At 40.8% G+C, this 20,701-nt stretch carries 17 protein-coding genes, 3 pseudogenes and 1 other annotated feature; of the genes and pseudogenes, 6 read left to right on the forward strand and 14 right to left on the reverse strand.

The window, feature by feature from the left end:
- Positions 1-347: 347 nt before the first annotated feature.
- The 3 genes and pseudogenes from AB8P72_RS06525 to AB8P72_RS06535 form a co-directional block, all read right to left on the reverse strand.
- Positions 348-1,151, reverse strand: a complete 804-nt coding sequence (locus AB8P72_RS06525) for a mannosyl-3-phosphoglycerate phosphatase (RefSeq protein ID WP_198327798.1) — start codon at positions 1,149-1,151, stop codon at positions 348-350.
- Between the two features lie 201 nt (positions 1,152-1,352).
- A pseudogene (locus AB8P72_RS06530) lies at positions 1,353-2,110 on the reverse strand (IS5 family transposase).
- Positions 2,111-3,110: 1,000 nt separating this feature from the next.
- Positions 3,111-4,274 carry a zinc-dependent alcohol dehydrogenase gene (locus tag AB8P72_RS06535; protein ID WP_305935734.1) on the reverse strand — a complete coding sequence of 388 codons (1,164 nt, stop codon included), beginning with the start codon at positions 4,272-4,274 and terminating at the stop codon, positions 3,111-3,113.
- Between the two features lie 852 nt (positions 4,275-5,126).
- Here AB8P72_RS06535 and AB8P72_RS06540 point away from each other — a divergent pair.
- A pseudogene (locus AB8P72_RS06540) lies at positions 5,127-5,285 on the forward strand (hydrolase or metal-binding protein); the annotation flags it as partial.
- Positions 5,286-5,381: 96 nt separating this feature from the next.
- Here AB8P72_RS06540 and AB8P72_RS06545 read toward each other — a convergent pair.
- Entirely contained in the window at positions 5,382-6,380 is a 999-nt protein-coding gene (locus tag AB8P72_RS06545; protein WP_369958247.1) for a zinc-binding alcohol dehydrogenase family protein, read from the reverse strand.
- A 73-nt stretch (positions 6,381-6,453) separates the two neighbouring features.
- Positions 6,454-7,194, reverse strand: coding sequence for an SDR family oxidoreductase (locus AB8P72_RS06550; protein WP_034617111.1), 741 nt, complete (start codon positions 7,192-7,194; stop codon positions 6,454-6,456).
- Positions 7,195-7,329: 135 nt separating this feature from the next.
- Between AB8P72_RS06550 and AB8P72_RS06555 the strand changes: the two genes are divergently transcribed.
- The gene (locus tag AB8P72_RS06555; protein WP_369958281.1) at positions 7,330-8,229 is read left to right on the forward strand and encodes a LysR family transcriptional regulator; all 900 of its coding nucleotides are present in this window, start codon (positions 7,330-7,332) and stop codon (positions 8,227-8,229) included.
- Positions 8,230-8,243: 14 nt separating this feature from the next.
- Here AB8P72_RS06555 and AB8P72_RS06560 read toward each other — a convergent pair whose 3' ends face one another.
- Both AB8P72_RS06560 and AB8P72_RS06565 read right to left on the reverse strand, forming a co-directional pair.
- The gene (locus AB8P72_RS06560) at positions 8,244-9,260 is read right to left on the reverse strand and encodes a zinc-dependent alcohol dehydrogenase family protein (RefSeq protein ID WP_369958248.1); all 1,017 of its coding nucleotides are present in this window, start codon (positions 9,258-9,260) and stop codon (positions 8,244-8,246) included.
- Entirely contained in the window at positions 9,250-10,245 is a 996-nt protein-coding gene (locus AB8P72_RS06565) for a zinc-dependent alcohol dehydrogenase family protein (RefSeq protein ID WP_369958249.1), read from the reverse strand. Before AB8P72_RS06565 ends, AB8P72_RS06560 begins: the two co-directional genes overlap by 11 nt.
- A 467-nt stretch (positions 10,246-10,712) precedes the next feature.
- On the opposite strand from AB8P72_RS06565, the gene AB8P72_RS06570 reads away from it, so the two are divergent.
- The 3 genes from AB8P72_RS06570 (at position 10,713) to AB8P72_RS06580 (ending at position 12,543) form a co-directional block, all read left to right on the forward strand.
- Entirely contained in the window at positions 10,713-10,988 is a 276-nt protein-coding gene (locus AB8P72_RS06570) for a metal/formaldehyde-sensitive transcriptional repressor (RefSeq protein WP_001133624.1), read from the forward strand.
- A gap of 21 nt (positions 10,989-11,009) precedes the next feature.
- On the forward strand, positions 11,010-12,122 hold the full coding sequence (locus AB8P72_RS06575; protein ID WP_369958250.1) for an S-(hydroxymethyl)glutathione dehydrogenase/class III alcohol dehydrogenase: 1,113 nt from the start codon (positions 11,010-11,012) through the stop codon (positions 12,120-12,122).
- Between the two features lie 106 nt (positions 12,123-12,228).
- Positions 12,229-12,543, forward strand: a complete 315-nt coding sequence (locus AB8P72_RS06580) for an antibiotic biosynthesis monooxygenase (protein ID WP_281490300.1) — start codon at positions 12,229-12,231, stop codon at positions 12,541-12,543.
- A gap of 180 nt (positions 12,544-12,723) precedes the next feature.
- On the opposite strand, the pseudogene AB8P72_RS06585 reads toward AB8P72_RS06580, so the two are convergent.
- The 5 genes and pseudogenes from AB8P72_RS06585 to AB8P72_RS06605 form a co-directional block, all read right to left on the reverse strand.
- A pseudogene (locus AB8P72_RS06585) lies at positions 12,724-13,430 on the reverse strand (IS3 family transposase); the annotation flags it as partial.
- Positions 13,039-13,155 (reverse strand) — a sequence feature (AL1L pseudoknot). Its footprint overlaps the pseudogene before it by 117 nt.
- Positions 13,431-13,788: 358 nt before the next feature.
- Complete coding sequence (mscL, locus tag AB8P72_RS06590) at positions 13,789-14,235, reverse strand: large conductance mechanosensitive channel protein MscL (RefSeq protein WP_201625140.1); 447 nt, start codon at positions 14,233-14,235, stop codon at positions 13,789-13,791.
- Between the two features lie 683 nt (positions 14,236-14,918).
- The gene (locus tag AB8P72_RS06595) at positions 14,919-15,443 is read right to left on the reverse strand and encodes a PaaI family thioesterase (RefSeq protein ID WP_031944047.1); all 525 of its coding nucleotides are present in this window, start codon (positions 15,441-15,443) and stop codon (positions 14,919-14,921) included.
- 74 nt (positions 15,444-15,517) lie between these two features.
- A complete protein-coding gene (locus tag AB8P72_RS06600) occupies positions 15,518-15,913 on the reverse strand; it encodes a hypothetical protein (protein WP_101204402.1) in 396 nt (131 codons plus the stop codon).
- The gene (locus tag AB8P72_RS06605; protein ID WP_201570463.1) at positions 15,888-16,766 is read right to left on the reverse strand and encodes an alpha/beta fold hydrolase; all 879 of its coding nucleotides are present in this window, start codon (positions 16,764-16,766) and stop codon (positions 15,888-15,890) included. The genes AB8P72_RS06600 and AB8P72_RS06605 overlap by 26 nt, the downstream gene beginning before the upstream one ends.
- 86 nt (positions 16,767-16,852) lie before the next feature.
- On the opposite strand from AB8P72_RS06605, the gene AB8P72_RS06610 reads away from it, so the two are divergent.
- Positions 16,853-17,218 carry a MerR family transcriptional regulator gene (locus AB8P72_RS06610; RefSeq protein WP_369958251.1) on the forward strand — a complete coding sequence of 122 codons (366 nt, stop codon included), beginning with the start codon at positions 16,853-16,855 and terminating at the stop codon, positions 17,216-17,218.
- A 331-nt stretch (positions 17,219-17,549) separates the two neighbouring features.
- On the opposite strand, the gene cysG is transcribed toward AB8P72_RS06610, so the two are convergent.
- Both cysG and AB8P72_RS06620 read right to left on the reverse strand, forming a co-directional pair.
- A complete protein-coding gene (gene cysG / locus AB8P72_RS06615) occupies positions 17,550-19,160 on the reverse strand; it encodes a siroheme synthase CysG (RefSeq protein ID WP_198327797.1) in 1,611 nt (536 codons plus the stop codon).
- A gap of 258 nt (positions 19,161-19,418) precedes the next feature.
- Positions 19,419-20,369, reverse strand: coding sequence for an acyltransferase (locus AB8P72_RS06620; protein ID WP_198327796.1), 951 nt, complete (start codon positions 20,367-20,369; stop codon positions 19,419-19,421).
- Between the last annotated feature and the right edge of the window lie 332 nt (positions 20,370-20,701).

Raw genomic sequence — 20,701 nt, forward strand, 5'->3', positions numbered from 1 at the left:
ACTTGCGTGCTGTGCCTACGCAGACAGAGGCTGCGTAAAATTCATCCTAGTAGCGATATAACACTTTTTAGGTGCATCGACTATAGACTGCCATTATTTTTCAAAACCTCGCAGTGACAGCAAGTGTCATTGCAAGCGAAGCGTGGCACTCTAACCTGCACGGTTACCTTTTATTATTATCGCTACATCTATCATATTTGTGCCACTACAGCCTTATGTTTAGGGGGGTACCATATTTCTTGCTACCTACACCTAAAATCTTTTCTTTAAGCTAGCCATATTTTGTGACGAATTTTTTTAGCAAAGACGCCTCAAGTGCATCGACAAATATCTCTCTTGCAAGCGCTTTAGAGTCCATCAAATATCTCCAGTATAGAGCTATTCCAACCTTTTGGTCCTGGATAGGCTGCTCTTTTTATATCTGCGTTTCCTATGGCACTAAAAGAGCCATCATAGAGGGGAACTAAAACACCAATATCTGCTTTTTTTATCATAGTAAAGTCATTTGCACTATCACCAAGGGCTATCTTGGTACACTTTTGGTTGTAATACTCTTCATACATGTGAGCAAGTGTAAGCATGGCATTTGCTTTGTCTTGTAGGAGTGAGACAAGGTGATAAAATCTTCCCCCTTTTACTATATCAAAGCCCTCTTCATTTGCCTCTTTTTTAAGAGCCTCAAATCCTCTTTCGTCTTGCATCAAAAAAGGCTCACTAAAGTCGCGTTTCATGGCATTTAGGCTCTCTTCTCTTGGCAAACCTGTATGCTGCATTACTTCATCAACACTCATATCTCCAAAACCTTTTATAGAGTAGCTCTGTTTCATGTGTGTGAAAAAAAGTCTCAGTTCTATGTAGGAGTGCGCTTTAGAGAATTTTATCCACTCCTCTTTAAACGCCACCTCTTTTGCAAGTACAGACTCTGAGGGCACAAATATCCCAGCACCATTTTCAACAATAAAAGGCTGCCGCATGCCTAACTCTTTTTGAAGCACTACTACTTCACTAAAGGTTTTGCTCGTAGCGATAATGAGAGGAATTGAGCGATATTTTAAAAGTGCTAAGGCCTCTTTTGCAGGAGCGAAACTATAATCCTGGTGATTGAGTAGTGTTCCATCTAAATCGGTAAATACAAGATATCTATTTTTCATAGCAGTAGGATACAAAACAATTATTTGTCATGGTCGACTTGTTTCAGACCATTTCTTAGCGGTTTTTATTGAAATAAACGCAGTCGAAAATGCCATGAGATCTCTCATGACATCCAGCACTTTAGAACAACCCCTTGAGCAATTACTTTATGGACTAATAACTTGGGTTTATTACAACTTAGATTGGGGGCAGTATAGAATTCAAATCAAAGGCAACCAAATAAAAACACAAGCTAGTATGATCGCAGCCCCGTAACTGTCTTTAAGCTTATCATAACAAGTGGCGATGCCTCTAAAATGCTTCAACCTAGCAAAAGCATTTTCTACCAAATAGCGGCAGCGATATAAATATCAATCCAAGGTATCGTTATTGCTTTTAAAGTTAGACTTAACCGGTATGACCGACTCAGCACACTGCTTAAAGTCACACGCTCTAATGTCGCTACTATCATAGCCTCTGCCTGCTACTACCGTCTGAGTCTGTTTCTTAGTCGTGCTTTTAATTAATATATTGACTACCTTAGAGTCATGTACCTGTTCGCCTGTCAGCTGAACATAGATAGGGTTACCGCAAACATCAACCACTAAGTGCAGCTTGCTGCTATGATCGGCCACGCTCCTACTATAGCTTCATCACGACAACTGGCTGCACCTGTACTATGCTGATGGGCTTTGACCATACTGCCACCTATAAATAACCATTCGCTATCATAGTCTACTGTTACGATTGCCATAAGTTTTTGCCACTTACCTGTTTTACGTCAATAGCGGTATTGGTGATAAACGCTAGACCAATTGCCAAAACAGGACAGTAAGTCACGCCATGGACAGCTCAATCGTATGCGATATAACATCGCTTCAACGGTGAGTCTTAGATTGGGCTTGGTATATATGTTGATTTGTCGCAATATATTAGACAGCTTGTGCCAGTACTCATTAGTGAGCTTAGGGCGAGCCATAAGTGACGCCTTTTTTCTTTGCTGTGGTAAACAAGAGGGTAAGGCGCTGCTTATTTTTTTCAATTAGTGAATTCTATACAGTCCCTAATTAAAAAAGACTATAAAACATGCTGAGTGACATTAATTTGAATTGAATTATAACGATAATTGTTAGTCCAATAATTAAAATAAAGACTGCTACTGCCCGTATGATGAGCCTTTTATCTCTCATAGATTACCCCTCATGCTTTCATATAACTATAACCTTAAAATCCTTCTTTTATTAGCCTTTACTTCTTTTTATCGTTTGTCATTAAGTTATAAAAATAGATGAAGGCACTTACTATTTAATATCGCAAACATACAATCAATTTAGTGAACACTAGTTTATCAAGAGAAATCTACTTTTGGGGCTTAGATAATTCTAAACGTCTTTATACTGAAGGTATCACCATTTTATGTTCAAAATTACACTTCTATGTACACTGAGCTGCTATAAATAATTTTGGCTACTAACACCAATAGCATACAGCCTAATGTTCAAGTCCTCACTAGGGAACCGAACCAGTGAAATTGGTTTGTCATAGGCATACTTACAATAGATTATAGTGCAATGGGAAGATAGAACTAAGACAATTAAAGAGCTGATTAAAGAACTCCAAAGTTTTGAGGATCAAAACTTGATTGTTATGATAACTAATGATGAAGGTGAAACATTTAACTCGGTAAAGTTGGTTAGCAAAGGGTTTGTAGCTAATAAAGATGATCCTGATAAATATGAGAAAGTTTATTGTGCTTTACACTTCTAAGCTTTAAGACCATCTAAGACAGTTAGTTGGTTTTTTAATCCCTAAACCCATGAAAATCGGTTGGGGGGTGATTTTTTTGCCGTGTGCAGAGAAAAGCAAGTCAAAGATTTTTTTACTAGCTGCTTTAGCGATAACCATTATTTAAGATAATCTCGTTAAAGCAGCTATGACCTAACCTTTAAATGTTAAAGGTTAAGGGTAAATTTGAAAAATTAAGGAGTTAAAATGACTTTACGACATTCTTCTTCACGCTTTTCGAAAATTTCATAACCTTTAGCAGCGTCAGACAAATTCATACGGTGAGTAATAATAGCTTCAGGTGATAAATCACCATTTTCAATATACTCTAATAATTGTGGTAAATACTTGTGTACATGGGTTTGGCCCATTTTGAAAGTAAGCCCCTTATCAAAAGCGTCACCAAATAAGAAACCATGAATGGGTCCTGCATACACACCAGGAACACTAACGACCCCGCCACGACGCACAGCTGCAATACATTGACGTAAAGCTGCACCACTTGATCCTTCAATTTTCAAATTGGTCATTATTGTTTCTAGCATACTGCCTTTGGCTTCAAAGCCAATCGCATCAATAACGCTGTCAACGCCGCGATGCCCTTTGGTCTGTTCAATGATGAATTCAGCAGCATCTACCTTATCGAAATTAACCGGAATAGCCCCGTACGTATCTTTGGCATACTGCAAACGGTAGTCATTATGATCTACCACGAAGATCTGCTCAGCGCCTAACATTTTGGCACAAGCTGCTGATAATAACCCCACAGGACCCGCACCATAAATAGCTACGGTTGAACCTTTAGTAATATTGGCATTAGTCACGGCCTGCCAAGCAGTCGGTAAAATATCTGATAAAAATAAAACCTTCTCATCTGACAGTGAGCCAGGTACTTTGAACGGATTAAAATTACCTTTAGGAACCCGTACAAATTCTGCTTGTCCACCAGGAATCCCACCATATAAATGGCTAAAACCAAATAAAGCAGCCGGTGGCGGAATTATTTTTTTATTAAGAGCAGCGCCTGGGCCTGTATTTGTAGTCTCACAAGCAGACATTAGGTCATGCTGACAGAAAAAGCAGTTACCACATGCGATAACAAAAGGAATAACAACTCTATCGCCTTTTTTAACAGCAGTGACTTCAGAGCCTACTTCTTCAACCACACCCATAAACTCATGACCGAAGATATCGCCTTCCTCGGTTGCAGGCATTTTGCCACGATACAGGTGTAAATCTGAGCCACAAATTGCAGTCGCAGTCACACGTAAAATAACATCATCTTTTTCTTGCAGTTTAGGCTCTGGGACATTGTCCACTCGCACATCTTTAGCACCGTGGTAAGTTAAAGCACGCATAATTTCTCCAATTAAGTAAAGATTGCAAAATCGCGATAAACCAATAATCTGTGATAATACAAGATGAAAGTTATTAGAATCAGTGGTTTATGTTATCTAAGTTAAGTATTACTCAATTATATTAGCACCTTGAAAAACAAGATTTATAATCAACGTGTGTTAAAAAGGTTGCGTGTTGTAAGTGAAAAGTTGGGTGGTGTGTCAAAAAGTATGCTGATTAAAACTTGAACAGTTTTTGAAGCCTTGAAAGCCCTATAGAATCAGAGAACTTAGCATAGATTTTTTATTGGCTTCTATCGCCAGCATACTTTTTAGAACACCACCAAAACAGAATATATTAAAGGAGCTTTGATAACAGACTACTTTTATTTGACAAGAATGACTACAGATCCTCAAAATGATTTTGAGTATTTGAGTATTTGAGTATTTGAGTATTTGAGTATTTGAGTATTTGAGTATTTGAGTATTTGCTTAGCTATAACAGCTATCAACTGACGCGAGCACTTAGATGTAGCTTGTGTTTCAGAATAACTACGCCCAGATTTCAGAAGGCTAGCGATAATCTTACGCTTCTCGGTATCTTTCCTACGTCCCGAATACTTACTTTCTAGCTTAGCACGAGAAATACCTTACATCTGACGGTTACGTCGATCTTCATAGTCCTTTCTAGCAATAGCAGCGAGCATATAAAGCATCATCGAATTGATGGCTTGTAATACGCTGCTCATAAATTCAATGCTGCTATCAGATTGACGCGTTATATAAGAGGTCGGTAGCTCTTCTGATTGAACCGCCCCGGGATTGTCGGAGACTCAACATTCTGAGAGAATACGACAATCCCGGGGCGGTTCAGGTTTTGCGAATGCAAGGTTTGAAACGGATATAGAGGAAGGGCTAGATGTGTTAGAGGAATATTATCCTGAACAAGAGCGAAGCTTTTTGGTAGAGCAACAAGCTTCGCATGAAGGGGTTGTGCAGGATATTCAGCAGAGTATCAGAGCTGTGAATTGAGCACAGTTGAATTATCTAGTCAGCTTGGTAAGTCAATTAATGGATTCTGAACAAGTTGGCTAGTCACTAATTGAGGGGAGCTTGGGCTCCCTCATTTTAGAAGTTTTCTAGTACAATTTTGCCTTTTGACTTGCCTGATTCAAGTAACTTATGCGCCTTCTCCAAGTTTGAAGCGTTAATTTTGCCTAGATTTTGGTTGAGGGTACTTCTAATTTTTTGCTGGTCAACTAATTGGGCAACCTGTTGCAACAGATCACCTTGCTTTTCAATATCATCGGTTTCATACATTGAACGAGTGAACATCAACTCCCAATGGATAGAAATAGATTTAGTCTTAAACGGCATAATATCAAATGTTTGTGGATCATCGATCAATCCAAGCTTGCCTTGTGGTGCAATCAGAGAAACTATTTGCTTGATATATGTTTCTGTATGATTTGTAGAGAATACGTATTTTGGTTTTGCAATGCCTAGTGTCTCGATTTGTGCATTTAAATCTTTGCTATGATCAATGACATGGTCGGCACCAAGTGATTCCACCCAAGATTTCGTTTCTTCACGTGAAGCTGTTGCTATAACGGTCAGATTTGTTTTTGCTTTTAGGATTTGGATAGCGATTGACCCTACACCGCCTGCACCACCAATAATTAAAACACTGCCAACTTCTGTTTCTGAAATTTGAAACCGATCAAACAGCATTTCCCATGCCGTTATTGCAGTTAATGGCAATGCTGCTGCTTCTGCATTAGATACTGTAATTGGTTTAAGACTGATAACTCGTTCATCGACTGCTTGAAACTCAGCATTACTACCATCTCGGGTTAAATCGCCAGCATACCAAACAGAATCTCCTACTTTAAACGAGGTAACTTTTGAGCCAATTTCAATAATTTCCCCAACGGCATCCCAACCTAAAATACGATTATTTGCTTCAGACGAATTTTTTCTCACTTTGGTATCAACTGGATTCACAGAGATTGCCTGAACTTTTACCAGTACATCACGCTCCTTAAGCATAGGCTTCGCTTTTTCAATATCTACCAATGAATTTTTAAAATCATCATGGTTATTTATAACATACGATACGGCTTTCATAGATTTGTCCTCAACTTTAAAAAAATATAGTAAAAATGGGAGCGAAGTGCTCCCATTTTATGTTATTCAATAATTAAAACTCTTGGCTCGTTGGGCGCAAAACAATTTCATTAATATCTACATCCGCAGGCTGTTCAATTGCATAAGCAATTGCTCGAGCGACTGAGTCAGCTGGTATGGCTTGTTTGTAGAAATCAGTAACAAACTCTGAACTTTCTTTATGAGAAGAACCGAATTTTAGTTCTGACTCAATTGCACCAGGCTCAATAGTAGTCGTTCTAATTGTTCCCCCAACTTCATGACGAAGGCCTTCAGAGATGGCTCTTACAGCAAACTTAGTACCGCTATAAACAGTACCTCCTGGACTAAATACTTTTAACCCTGCAACAGATGCGAGATTAATAAAGTGTCCAAAGTTTTGTTTTTGGAAAACAGGTAGAGTAGCTGCTATACCATAAAGAACACCTTTAATATTAATGTCGATCATACGATCCCATTCATCAACTTTTAGCTCACTTAATGGTGCAATAGACATTAATCCAGCATTGTTTACCAATACATCGATTTGACCAAATGCGCTTAATGCCTTTTCAATAAGTGCTTGTACTTCATGTGGTTTGGTTATATCCATACCAATAAATTCAGCTTGACCACCTTCAGCACGAATGTCGTGAACAATAGCCTCTAATTTTTCAGTACGTCTAGCACCAAGTACAACCTTTGCACCTTTCTTAGCAAGTAAGCGAGCAGTAGCTTCACCTAAACCACTACTTGCACCAGTGATAACAATAACTTTATTTTCTATATTATTCATACAAGTGCCCTTCAACCTATCTGTCAATCATATTTGATGGATTAAGTATTACAGCCTTGTTAGGTATAATAAATGAATAATATTATCTTTCAGAATTCCTATTTACGGAATAATTACCAGACCACAGGATTGGACATGCAGAACAAATTGGAAATGATGCGTATCTTTTGTGTCGCAGCAGAGTCTCGAAATTTTAAAGAGGCAGCCACTCAGCTCGGTATTTCCCCGCAGCTAGTGACACGGGCAATAAAAGAGCTAGAAGAGCAGCGCGGAGAGATTCTGTTTTACAGGAGTACTCGACAAATTAAAATTACCGCTGATGGGGAGCGTCTGGCAAAGCAAGCACGTTTTGCGGTGGGATCGATCGATGCTTTGCTTGTAAAAGACACCAAGGAAAAACGAGATGAAATGCGCGGGACTGTCCGTCTTACTGTGTCGTCTGTGTTAGGGCGTAAATTGGTAGTACCTGCACTAGCAGAATTTGCCACACGTTACCCAGATATTGTCGTGGAATGTGTGCTAACAGATTCACACTCGGATGTGATCGATGAGCGGATAGATATCGGGATCAGATTTGGATTTTTGCCGGACAATCGATATGTGGCAAGGGAATTGGCTAAAGTGAACTTTTATTCTGTGGGTACGCCAGAGTTAATTGATAAGGTCGGAATGCCTAAAAAAATTATTGACCTTGATAAATACCCTCTAACAGCACTATTCGATCATAAAACAGGGCGTTACTGGCCATGGACATTCACCGAAAGTCGAAGCTTCACGCCATCAAAGCCTCGTTTTATTACAGATGATCTAGAAGCTGAATTTCAAGCTATTCTCGCTGGAGTTGGATTCGGACACATGCCTGGATTTCTAGTTTTGCCGTGGCTTAGGAGTGGTAAGCTCATTCAGATACTTCATGAGGAAACCTCTCCCGTTTGGCGCCTGTATTTATATCGTCCACAGCGGGGCCCGACACCTTTGCGAATCCGCGCATTGTTTGATTATTTAGCGGAAGTGTTGGGCCATATAGAAAACTGAATCAGATAAGACCATCATGTATTTAGAGTAACTACAATTTTTCCTATTTGCTGATTTGATTCAAGATAGCGCTGAGCGTCATGCATGTCCTCAAAGTTAAAGCAACAGTCGATCACTGGACGAAGATATCCTGCACCTATACTGCTAAGAATAAATCGTCTGGCTTGCTCCCTTAGAACAGGGTCATGGAGAACCTCAAGGAACAAAAAACCTCGCATGGTTAAGCTCTTGCGTAATGCAATTTTTAGGGGAAATGGTGTGATGTCCGGGCTAAGTGCACCATGCATAACCATAGTTCCTCCTACAGACATCGCTTTTGCAATCTGTTCAATATGTGGCCCTCCTACAGCATCGAAGGCGACATCAAGATGTTCTCCACCCAAACGTAAAACAAGCGCCTCATACAAATCTGGTTCATCTTCACTGGCTATAACATTTTTAACACCGAGATCCAGTAAACGTTGCTTTTTCTCTATCGTCTGTGTACTTGCAATGACCTTAGCACCCGCTGCTTCAGCTATCTGTATCGCAGCTAGTCCTACGCTACTTGAAGCTGCTGTGATCAAGATCGTTTTTCCTTTCGAAACTCCACCAGCATGGATTACACCACCCCAAGCCGTCAAATACTGCATCCAGATTGAAGAAGCTTCTTCCCAGCTTAAACTATCGGGTTTGTGAACTAAAAAAGTTTCTGGAATCAGAAGCTTGTCCGCATATGTCCCATATTTGGCTAGATTGTCAGTTGGAAGAATCGATACTGCATCTCCTGGAGAAAATTGGCGTACACCTTCACCTATCGCAAGAACTATGCCTGCTCCCTCATATCCCAGACGAGAAGGGAATACTGCCTTTTGAATATAAGTACCACGCCGAAACATTACATCAGCCCGGTTGAGTCCGATCGTTTTCATCTGTATTAGAACTTCTCCTGCGGCTGGTAAAGCAACAGGAAGTGTTTCTAATGTCAGAACATCTGTATCTCCAATACAATTGAAGCGCCAAGTCTTGGCCTGAAGTGCGTTAAATGACATCAATAACTACCTTAATATTGGCAGAGCGATCTTGAACAGCATCATGAGCCTCAATCGCTTGGTCTAGAGTAAAATGACGAGGATCAACAATAGGACGCAGTTTACCTTCCTCAACGAGACGAGTAGCGATCTTAAGGACATCACCATGATGAGAACGGCGATTGCCTGTTAACATCGGCAATAGGATGAATACGCCAGACAGTGTGGCACACCGTAGAGATGAACTCGCTAAATTATGATTGCCAAATGCAGCACAGCTGGTGATGTGGCCATAGTGAGTCGTCATGGAAAGTGAAGCTTCGAGTACTGGACCACCCACAGTGTCGTAAACAATGTTAAAACCTTGACCCTCAGGGCTTGCAGCAATAATGTCATCGGTAGATGCTGATGTGTAATCGAGAGGTGTTGCACCGAGTTCTGAAATCAGTGATTGATCAGCTGTACGACCAGTCGCCCAAACATTTGCATCAAGTGCTTTTGCAAGCTGAACCACCATATAACCAACGCCACCAGCACCACCCTGAACCAGTACAGTTTGCCCTGGTTGGACCTTAGCATTATCCACTAAACCTTCCCAAGCGGTGAGGAACGTCAATGGTAGTACTGCTGCCTCGCGCATAGAGATATTCCGTGGCTTTAATGCGATCAGATCAGCATCTGCTACAACATATTCTGCTAAAGATCCTTGAAGATTACGAACGCCACCAATCAGACCGTAAACTTCATCTCCGATGTTGAAGTGAGTGACACCTTCACCAATAGCAGTTACAACCCCAGCCATATCTGTTCCCAACACGGCAGGAAGCTCTGGCATAGCATATGGTGCTTCACCAAGACGAATTTTATAATCAATAGGGTTTACACCACTAGCATGAATACGTACTAGAACTTGCCCAGCCTCTGGTTGAGGTATAGGGAGTTCTACACGTGTAAATTCATGATCACCAAAATTTTCTAGGATAAGAGCATTCATCATCTTATTCATAGTTGTTCCTTATTCTTAACTGGGGGATGATATGCACAGTACCAAAATAAATTAATCCAATAAATGATATTTATAGGATTTAATAATTCCTAAATAATGAATAATAAACATCATCCGCTCACTAAAAATATTCTAGTACAGTCTGTAAAGGCAGTTTAATCTAAATTGTCGGTAGTATCTTCAAGGCTTGAAACGTTCAAAATATCTACAAAGTGGCTAAAATTTGAAACATAATTCTAGAAGGTCACAGCATTACAAAGAACACGAGCCAAAATAAAAAATGGGAGCTAAAAGTCCCATTTTTTTGTGACTTTCGCATAAGCTCTATGATGTTAATTTAAAAAAAACTAAAAACAGGGATAGAAAATTTTCGCTAAAGAGCTTTTTGATTTTCGATTTATAAAAAATATTGCTCTTTTTATACTATGGGGTACTATAGTATAAAAGCTAGCAAATAAGGAGGTCTGATGCCTAATCAGGTTGAAGACAAAAAAAAGATTCTTCTACGCGTCAGAAAGATCAAAGGTCAGACGCAAGCGATTGAAAAAGCGTTAGAAGACAATGTGGAATGTGGTGCAATTCTGCAACAAATATGCTCTGTGCGTGGTGCTATTAATGGTTTAATGAATGAGATGTTAGAGGTTCATTTAAAGGACACTTTAGTATCAGGTGAAACCACAGAACAACAACGAAAAGAAGAATTGGCTGAAATCGCCAAGATTCTAAAATCATATTTAAAATAGATCTGTATAAGGAGTTATTCCATGAAGTCACGTGCTGCCGTTGCGTTTGGTCCTGGTCAACCTCTTCAAATTGTTGAAGTTGATGTTGCACCACCGAAGAAAGGTGAAGTATTAATCAAGATCTCCCATACCGGTGTGTGTCATACAGATGCATTTACTTTGTCTGGCGATGATCCTGAAGGTGTTTTTCCGGCTATTCTCGGGCATGAAGGTGCTGGTGTTGTAGTTGAGGTTGGTGAAGGCGTGACTAGCGTCAAACCAGGTGATCATGTAATTCCACTTTACACCGCTGAATGTGGCGAGTGCGTATTCTGTAAATCTGGAAAATCGAACTTGTGTATTGCCGTTCGCGAAACTCAAGGTAGAGGCGTAATGCCAGATGGTACCACTCGTTTTTCCTACAATGGTCAACCGATTTACCACTATATGGGCTGCTCAACGTTCAGTGAATACACTGTAGTGGCAGAAGTATCATTGGCTAAAATCAATCCTGAAGCCAATCACGAACATGTCTGCTTACTGGGTTGTGGGGTAACAACGGGTATCGGTGCAGTACATAACACGGCTAAAGTACAAGAAGGTGATAGTGTTGCGGTCTTTGGTTTAGGTGGTATTGGTTTGGCAGTCGTACAAGCCGCACGTCAAGCTAAAGCAGGGCGTATTATTGTGGTTGACATGAATCCAGATAAATTTGCGCTGGCAAAAGAGTTTGGTGCAACGGACTTCTTGAACCCTAAAGATTACGATAAACCAATCCAGCAAGTAATTGTCGAAATGACTGGCTGGGGTGTAGATCATTCATTTGAATGTATTGGTAACGTGAATGTGATGCGTGCAGCCCTTGAAAGTGCACACCGTGGCTGGGGACAATCCGTAATTATTGGTGTAGCTGGCGCAGGTCAGGAAATCTCTACCCGTCCATTCCAGCTTGTTACTGGTCGTAAATGGCTAGGTTCTGCCTTTGGTGGCGTAAAAGGTCGTACGCAACTTCCAGGAATGGTTGAAAATGCCATGAAAGGTAAAATTCAATTAGAACCATTTGTGACACATACGATGGGCTTGGATCAGATCAATGAAGCCTTTGATCTAATGCATGAAGGTAAGTCAATTCGTACTGTAATTCATTACGAATAATTCCGTCAGACCTTATACTTTTCCATGCATGTGAATCATGATTGACATGCATACATTAGCAATGTCAGAATCAGTTTTAATTCTAATCAATTGTGGAGTTTTAATTATGCTTAAAACAGCTTTATATGTCCGTCTTGAAGCTAAACCGGGTAAAGAAGACGAAGTGGAAGCTTTCCTTAAAGCCGGTTTACCTATTGTAATGGAAGAACCTGCGACAGTTGCGTGGTTTGGCCTACGTCTTGGACCTACAACATTTGGTATTTTTGATGCATTTCCTGATGAGGCGGGTCGCCAAGCACATTTATCTGGCAAGGTTGCAGCTGCTTTGATGGCTCAGGCCGATGAGCTATTTTCAGAGCCACCGTCTATTGAAAAAGTAGATGTTTTGGCTAGTAAGCTACCAGCTCATACCAACGCTTAAATGTATGAGGGTGCTGCCTGAAATTTTGAATGAAAGGCAGCACTTCAACCCTGTGAGGTTTGTCAGAGGCTTTTTATTCAAGTTGGGCTACTTTATTTAATGGCTTAATCTCATCATTTACATGGGTCAATATCCAAAACAGGGTAAATAAACGAATGCACCTATGTACATGCTTTATTTAGGACGATGGGCATTAAAGTTACGATTGACCAAGTCATCAGCACGCTCTTGGTCGTCACGGCTGTTGGTGGTAATCTTACCGTTACCGCGCCAGACACCTTGTAAGCCGTGCTGGCTCATTAAACGCTCGACGGTACACCGAGCAACCTTTAACCCGTCAGCTTTCATCTGCTACCAGACTTTACGCGCACCATAGCGGCATTTGCTGTCCTGCCAGATGCGTTTAATCTCGCTGAGATAATAGTCGTCATGCTGACTGCGCAGTGAGCGTTTTTCAGGGTAGCTCTCCAAGTCTTTAGCACGGTGATAGGTTGATGGGGCAATCGGTAATACTCTACAGATCAGCTCGACCCCATAACTACCTCTATAGTCATCAATAAACTGAACCATTATCTGGGTGGACGGCCCATCCCCGCCTGGGCGAAAAAAGCGGCAGCCTTACGTATAATCACATTGGCTTGCTTGAGTTCTCTGTATTCGCGTTCAAGCTCTTTGATACGCTCTTTGTCACTTTGAGCCTGCACTGAGGCGGGAATGGTTTGGTCTATGTGCTTTTTATGCCAGGATCGCAGGGTCTCAGGCGTACAGCCAATCTTTGACGCTATGGCTTGAATCGCTAACCATGTGGAAGGATAGTCGCTCGACGCTTCAATCAGCATGCGAACGGCGCGTTCTTTAATCTCAGGAGTGTAGGTTTGTCTTTTCATTGTCGTATTCTCTCAGAATGTTGAGTCTCCGACAATCTCGGGGCGGTTCAATCAGACGGTTAGTTATATAGCACTCACTTTATTGAACAAATATAGGGTATTATTAATGCTTGAAAACAGTGTTTTGGGTATTAAAGAAAGTAGGTTCTATGAAAAAAAGTTATTCTAAGTATGGCGTTATCTCTCTTTGGCTTATCTGCTCAGGCAGCAGTTACTGTCACTGATAGAAACTAAAAGGACTGAGTCCTGTGCAGTACAGGACTCAGTCCTTGGGGTAAACTAAACCGTCCAATATTTGGGGGTCAGTTCAGATGGGCTCCTTTTTTCATTCTATTAGAGCATCTCAGGTTAGACTCTCTTATTTAGTAACATTCGTATTGCTAAGCTTAGCGCTAATCTCACGAAGTAACTGCACTTCTTCTGAAGGTTTTTCTGTCACTTCTTCCTTTACTTCATCTGCACGACGTAATCTATTGACCATCTTCACCATCATGAAAATGATGAATGCTAAAATCAGGAAGTTAATAAGTACCGTAATAAAGCTACCATAAGCTAATACAGGAACACCTGCTTCTTTCAAGGCGTCATAGGTCATAGCAATACCTTCAGGCACATCGCCTAATATCACAAACATATTCTTGAAGTTGATTTCACCGCCAGCAATAAAGGCGACGATTGGCATCATGATGTCCTCGACTAACGATGTTGTGATGGTTCCAAATGCACCACCTATAATGACACCGACAGCTAAGTCCATTACATTACCTTTTAAAGCAAACTCTTTAAACTCAGATACCATACTCATAATTTCTCTCCTAAAAATTTTTGTCTGTAAGTAGATCGGCGTGTAAATATACGATTGAAAACTGGATACATTGATAATGATCGAACAGCCCAGTATTTTAATAAATTCTGTTTGGTTATATATAAAACACAACACAAAAAAAGCTAGATAGAACGAGATATTTTCTACTCATCCTATCTAGCTAGATATAACACTTAATGCTAATACAGAAGATAATAATTAGGGTGTATTGAACATTCACAATTTGAACCAAAGATAAACGCGAGCCACTGTATTCTCATAGCTCTAATTTAACTTATCAAATCTTGTAGCAACAACTGTTCTGTAGTTTTTATTTTAGCAGAATTCTATGCAATTATGGTCGTTTCTTCTCTCTAGAGCCTATTTAAGCGTCTTCTAAGCCTTAACTAGCGTAATACAGATATAACTGTTTCAGAAGGTCTAACAACACTATAAGACTTATAAGGTTTACGAAGCAGCAGCAGAACAAAAAATAAAGAAGATTAAAGATGAGTTTGGAAGATAGCTATACCCATATAGGTGGTGTGTCAAAAAGTATGCTGATTAAAACTTGAACAATTTTTGAAGCCTTGAAAGCCCTATAGAATCAGAGAACTTAGCATAGATTTTTTATTGGCTTCTATCGCCAGCATACTTTTTAGAACACCACCCAAAAATTTTATCTAAACATCAAGAATGATGCAGGTTGTGGTGGCATGGGCATATAATTTGCCATCAGGCCCTACAATTTTGCCTTCAGCAGTCGCTGTTCTCCGACCAGCATGAATGACTTTGCCTTCAGCCCGTACTAAAGGTGTTGCCACTGTCAAAGCTCGCACCATATTTACTTTTATCTCTAACGTTGTATAGGTTTTTCCTGCTGGCAAAAGGGTATGGACAGCGCAGCCAACAGCGGAATCTAAAAGCGTGCAGAACCAGCCGCCGTGGACTGTACCCAATGGGTTGTAATGATGACGCTTTGGACGCCCTTGAAAAACGGCAATACCTTTTTCCATATGGATAGGAGTGTAGTCAAGTGTCAGACCAATAGGAGGATGAGGCAGCTCTCCTGCAAACATAGCATTAAAAATATCCATACCACTGCGAGTGGTTAAGTCTGATAATGGAATAACATCAGCGTTACCTAGCTTTTCTCTAATACGTGCTTCTTCTGCTTCCCATGTTGCTATTGTTTCTTCGACATTCATTTTCAATTCCTTAAAACGATAAATAAGAGGTTAGGCTATTTTTATAAAGGCTAAAGTTTCACCAATTAGTACTCTTAATGCCCACTTTTATTTTTAAAGTACATCGTTACATAGGCGATTAACCAAAAGGCACAAATTGCTTGAAACCAGATAAGACTGTGCATGGTAACAGTCATGATATTATCAGTCTCTATGTTGTAGTGCAGTAACGACAACAACCCCATTAAGGCGTACAAATAAAGCCACCAACGTCCTTTGGTCATCTGGCTTTTGACAGCCACAATCAGGCCATAGATACCAATTGGTGTCATGACGAACCAGAAGGCATCTACAAGCTGAGGAGATAACCAATCAGGCTCAGGATAGTGATCGAAATGAATCACATTATGAACATAGTGTAAAATGCTCGAAAACACATTAAGTAATACAATGAAAATCAGGGTTTTATAGTGTTTGTAACGGTTTATCATGATGTACCTTGTTGATCGTCTCTAAAATATCTTGCCAAATATGAGTGTTTTTACTTCTAAAGTAGCCAAAATGTCCAACTGATTGGTCTGAGCCCCTGCCAATGCTATAGCGTTTAAAAGTGATAGGTCGATCGCTGGTCACATTTTTCCAAAAATTATGCAGGTTGCGTTCAGTACAGATTTCATCATCATCGGCAGTGAAGACGAAAGTTGGCACATTAAAATTCTTGTAAGTCCCAAGGGGAATGGTTTTCCCATAGAATTTATCCGAGAAAAACAGCTCTTTTTCTCGGCACCAAGCACCCCATTCCTCTGTAAAACCAGCTGGCAAATCTTCCATGAGTTTGAAGCTTTTAGCCGGCACATAATTAAAGACTTTATTACTAAGCGGTGCTAAAAAACGGAAAAAGAAGTTAGCCTTAAGACGATAGCGAAGCGGCATATAGCTAAAGTATCCTGCTGAGACAGCCACTGCGATTAAAGCATCCAATTGATCAGCATTATGAGCAAGGCCAACTTGTTGACCTCCAGCGCTATGCCCTACGCAATACAAGGGTAAGTCATTGAACAGGCGCTTAGCTGTATCGATGGCAGCTGGAATGTCGTACCGTCCGATATCAGAATACTGATAATGACACTCCTTTAGATGACTTGTTTTAGAATCGCAAAAACCTCTATAGTTCCAAAGAATGACATGAAAACCATGCTCTCTTAAGTATTTAGCAAACGGCAAATAATAAGAAGTTTTAGTAGCGGTTCCTGGATTTATTAGAACAACGGCCTTAGGGTTATTCGCTTTATAGAGGGTTGCACGCAGCTCGACGTTGTCGTCCGTCAGAATATTTATATCCATAAAAGAACCTACTTGTTGTTAATTAACGCCTACTATAAACTATGGACATTACTCCATAGTCAAGCGTTAATTGAGGGTGCTCGATAATGAATATAAAAGAATTAACTGAAACAGTCGGACTAAGCAGAGATACGATCCGTTTTTACGAAAGGGAAGGATTAATTTCGTCACCATCTAGAAAATCTAATGGTTATAGAGATTACGATAACAGGATTGTGGAACAGCTCAATATGATTATTATGGCGAAGGAGTTAGGTTTCACCTTAAAAGAGATTAGAGAGCTAACAGAGCTATTGTATTCAAACAACCTGACGCAATCACAAATGGGTGAAAAGCTTCTAGAAAAAAACAAACAGCTAGACATTAAAATTTCAGAACTGTCTAAGATGAAAACGTTAATCGATAATGCATTAAAAGGTATGTGTGAATATAAGGATAAGTTGGCGCTTTGAGACCTTCCTAAATTTTGTGTAAGTATTTAATCTAAACGTCAGTTACACAGAATCTGGGATGGTCTCTTCAAGTCCTCACTAGCGCACCGATCATAGATAGAATATCTATGGTAAGTACATCATGAAGTACACTGTGGCTATCTCAGCAAGTTGAAACCTTAATACCATTAGCTCACAGCCAAAGATTCAAGTCCTCACTAGGGTACCGAATTAGTTAAAGCACCTAATTGGTTCCTCGTAGGTATACCTTTAACAAACTATTATTATGTCAACGTCATAGAGGTTTTTGATGCTCTCTACAATCTCGATAGTTGCTTGACCTTAATCGCACTTAACCAATTACTAGTTGCTCCACATCATCAGCGGTCGCCAAATTAGCGACCATTGATAGCGCATGTGCTTGCTGGCTAGTAGGGGCTTTTGCCGCCGCTGTCTTGCCACCGCGCAACCAATTGTTATCAGTATCAGCAGCATTTTCGTTGTTTTGCTCATTGTCTACATGATACCAAGCCAGATCATGATGCAGTCCAACCACATCTCCCATAATCAGCAGAGCAGGCGTGGGTAGCTGGTTTTGTTCTTGCAACTCAACGATATTGGCAAGCGTACCAGTCAAAACTTGCTGATTGGGCATACTGGCATTAGAGACAATGGCGATAGGGGTATCGCTACTACGTCCAGCATCAATCAAACCTGTCGTCAAGCGTGGTAGTGAATGCAGCCCCATATAAAACACCACCGTCTCGTCGGTATTTAAAAAGCTTTTAAAGTTGCTGTTTGGCGTGCCAGCCTTCAAAAACCCCGTGACAAAACGTACCGACTGCGAGTGATCACGGTGCGTCAAAGGAATACCTGCATAACTTGCAGCAGCATTAGCAGCAGTGATACCAGGCACAACTTGATAAGGGACGCCATGCGCACGCAAGCTTTCAATCTCTTCACCGCCGCGGCCAAAGATAAAGGGATCACCGCCTTTTAAACGCACCACACGGCGACCTTCTTTTGCACTATTGACAAGCAGCTCATTGATGCCAAACTGAGCGACGGCATGGTTGCTACGTTTTTTACCGACAAATACTTTGTCAGCATCGCGACGGCATAAATCCAATACTTGCGGTGATACTAACGCATCATAATAGACGATATCGGCTTGCTGCATGAGGCGCAGCGCTTTAAAGGTCAGCAGCTCTGGATCACCGGGGCCTGCACCGACGATATAAACTTCACCCATTGGATTTTTTACGGTGTGAGATTCTGTAGATGTATTATCTGCTGTACTTTTTTTATTGATAGCGGATGCAGTGTTATCTAAATCCGCTTGCAGTCGCGCCGCTGCTGCATCTTCATTACCAGCAAACATCAGCTGACTGACTTCACCTTCAAAAGCGCGCTCCCAAAACTGACGACGTCCTGTCAGCGTTGGGATTTTGGTTTTTACCTCATTCCGAAAGTCACCAGCCAGCTTGGCCAATTTGCCATAACCTTGCGGGATTAACGTCTCTAAACGTGCGCGCAGTAAACGTGCCAGCACCGGCGCTTTGCCATTGGATGAGATGCCAATCACAATTGGATTACGATCAACGATGGCTGGGAAAATAAAGTCGCATAAATGCGGCGTATCAACCACATTAACGGGAATATTCAGCTCGCTGGCATCAGCGTGAATCTGATGATTGAGCGTTTCATCATCGGTAGCGGCGATAATAACGCGTGCGCCAGTCATATAAGCTTTATTGTAGTTTTCATAAATCAGTTCGTGCTTGGCTTTGTCCTTAGTATGGCTGAGCAAAGCTTGTATTTCAGCACTGATAGTTGGTGCAAGAATCGTGATCGCAGCACCAGCGCGCCTGAGTAAGTCTGCTTTACGTAACGCGACATCACCGCCACCAACGATTAATACTTTGCGGTCTTCTAATTTAAAAAATAGCGGAAAGGTGTTCATAGCATCACCAATGATTCAGTCAATATAAAATATGTCATCATTATGCGGTATCACGCGCAGCGTCTCATGCAGCGAATTGGCATTAACATATTCGTTTTTGTCATGTTGCTGATGGTTTTTGCTAAGATGTGGAATAGCTGGGGAATAAAAACGTAGAAACGTGGCAGAAAAAAACCACAAGCTCACTTTTAAGCTTGTGGCTGATGTGGATTCTAAATCTTATATTTACATGGATAGAGTTTAACGTACTGCCAAAGTCTACTCAAACTCACTTAGCATCTTAGTAATACGCGCATCTTTTTGTTGCCAAATGTCCTCGAGCCAATCAAACATCATTTTTTTAGTGGCTTCATCACGGTCATAGCCACCATCCATAATGGCCGCAAATAACTCGTCCGGTATGGTTAAGCGCGTCACATCGACGCCCAAGCGACGGATATTACCTTTCCATAAATCATCATAGTCAGGCGCACCGTCGGGATAGACGATAGTCATGTCTAAAATAGAATCCAATTCATCGCCTAACGCATTAAGCGCTAACGACAACCCGCCAGCGCGTGGTTTTAATAAATGCTCATAAGGTGAGCCTTGCTTATCATGTTTTTCTTTAGTAAAGCGCGTGCCTTCTAAATAGTTTAATAGCGCAAAAGGTTTGTTTTTTAATTGACGACAGGCGCGCTTTGCTTCTTCGATATCCTTACCTTTGAGGGCAGGATTTTTGGCAATCGCTTCTTTAGAGTGGCGGCGCATCATTGGGAAGTCTAAGAAATAAAAGGCTTGACCGATAACGGGAATATAAATCAAATTAAACTTGGTGAAAAACCTTGTTAGAGGCAGGGTGTCTTGGCTGATATATTGCACGATACTGGTATCGACCCACGACTGATGGTTACTGACCAAGAGATACTGCTTATCTTCGCTTAGATCATCGGGCAGGTTGATGCGCCAGTCTTTATGAGGTAATGCGTGGTCGATAACGGCATTATTAGTATTAATCCAATATTTGGTAATTGCAATTAAGGCATCATCGGTCAGTTTTGACCCAGTCAATACTTTCGCCGCGCCCATAGTCCAGACCGGTAGACCAACCAACGCACTATTGGCAGTGAGGACGCCAGTACCCGTCAGAAAAGAAGCCGCTCTGCCTACGACTGGCAGCTTATCGTGCAGTTTTTCATAGAATGAATCAATTTTTTTTATAAAGGGCATAACAACTATCCATATTGTTGAGGGTGGCAAAGCCATGATCGAGCTTGATGATAAATAGGCGCACAGGTAGCCGCAACGACGGGCAGCTTCGTCCATAGTTTAGCTTTAAAAGGTTGGCTTAACGTTTAATGTGATGTTGCGCCAGCTTTGAAGCTATAGAATACCTTAATGTTAGCCGATAAAACGTTAAGAAAACGTTATTTATGCAACTAAAAGGCTAGATAAGTGCCAGTTATTGGCTGATTAAAAATGTCTAACATAGCCTAACATTCACAGTTAGGTGACTATGTTAATCTAACCCAGATGTTATCAGATAGGAAAAAGTTTCATTT

Origin of the sequence: Psychrobacter sp. CLB018, from assembly GCF_041222815.1 — a bacterium.
Taxonomy (GTDB): domain Bacteria; phylum Pseudomonadota; class Gammaproteobacteria; order Pseudomonadales; family Moraxellaceae; genus Psychrobacter; species Psychrobacter faecalis.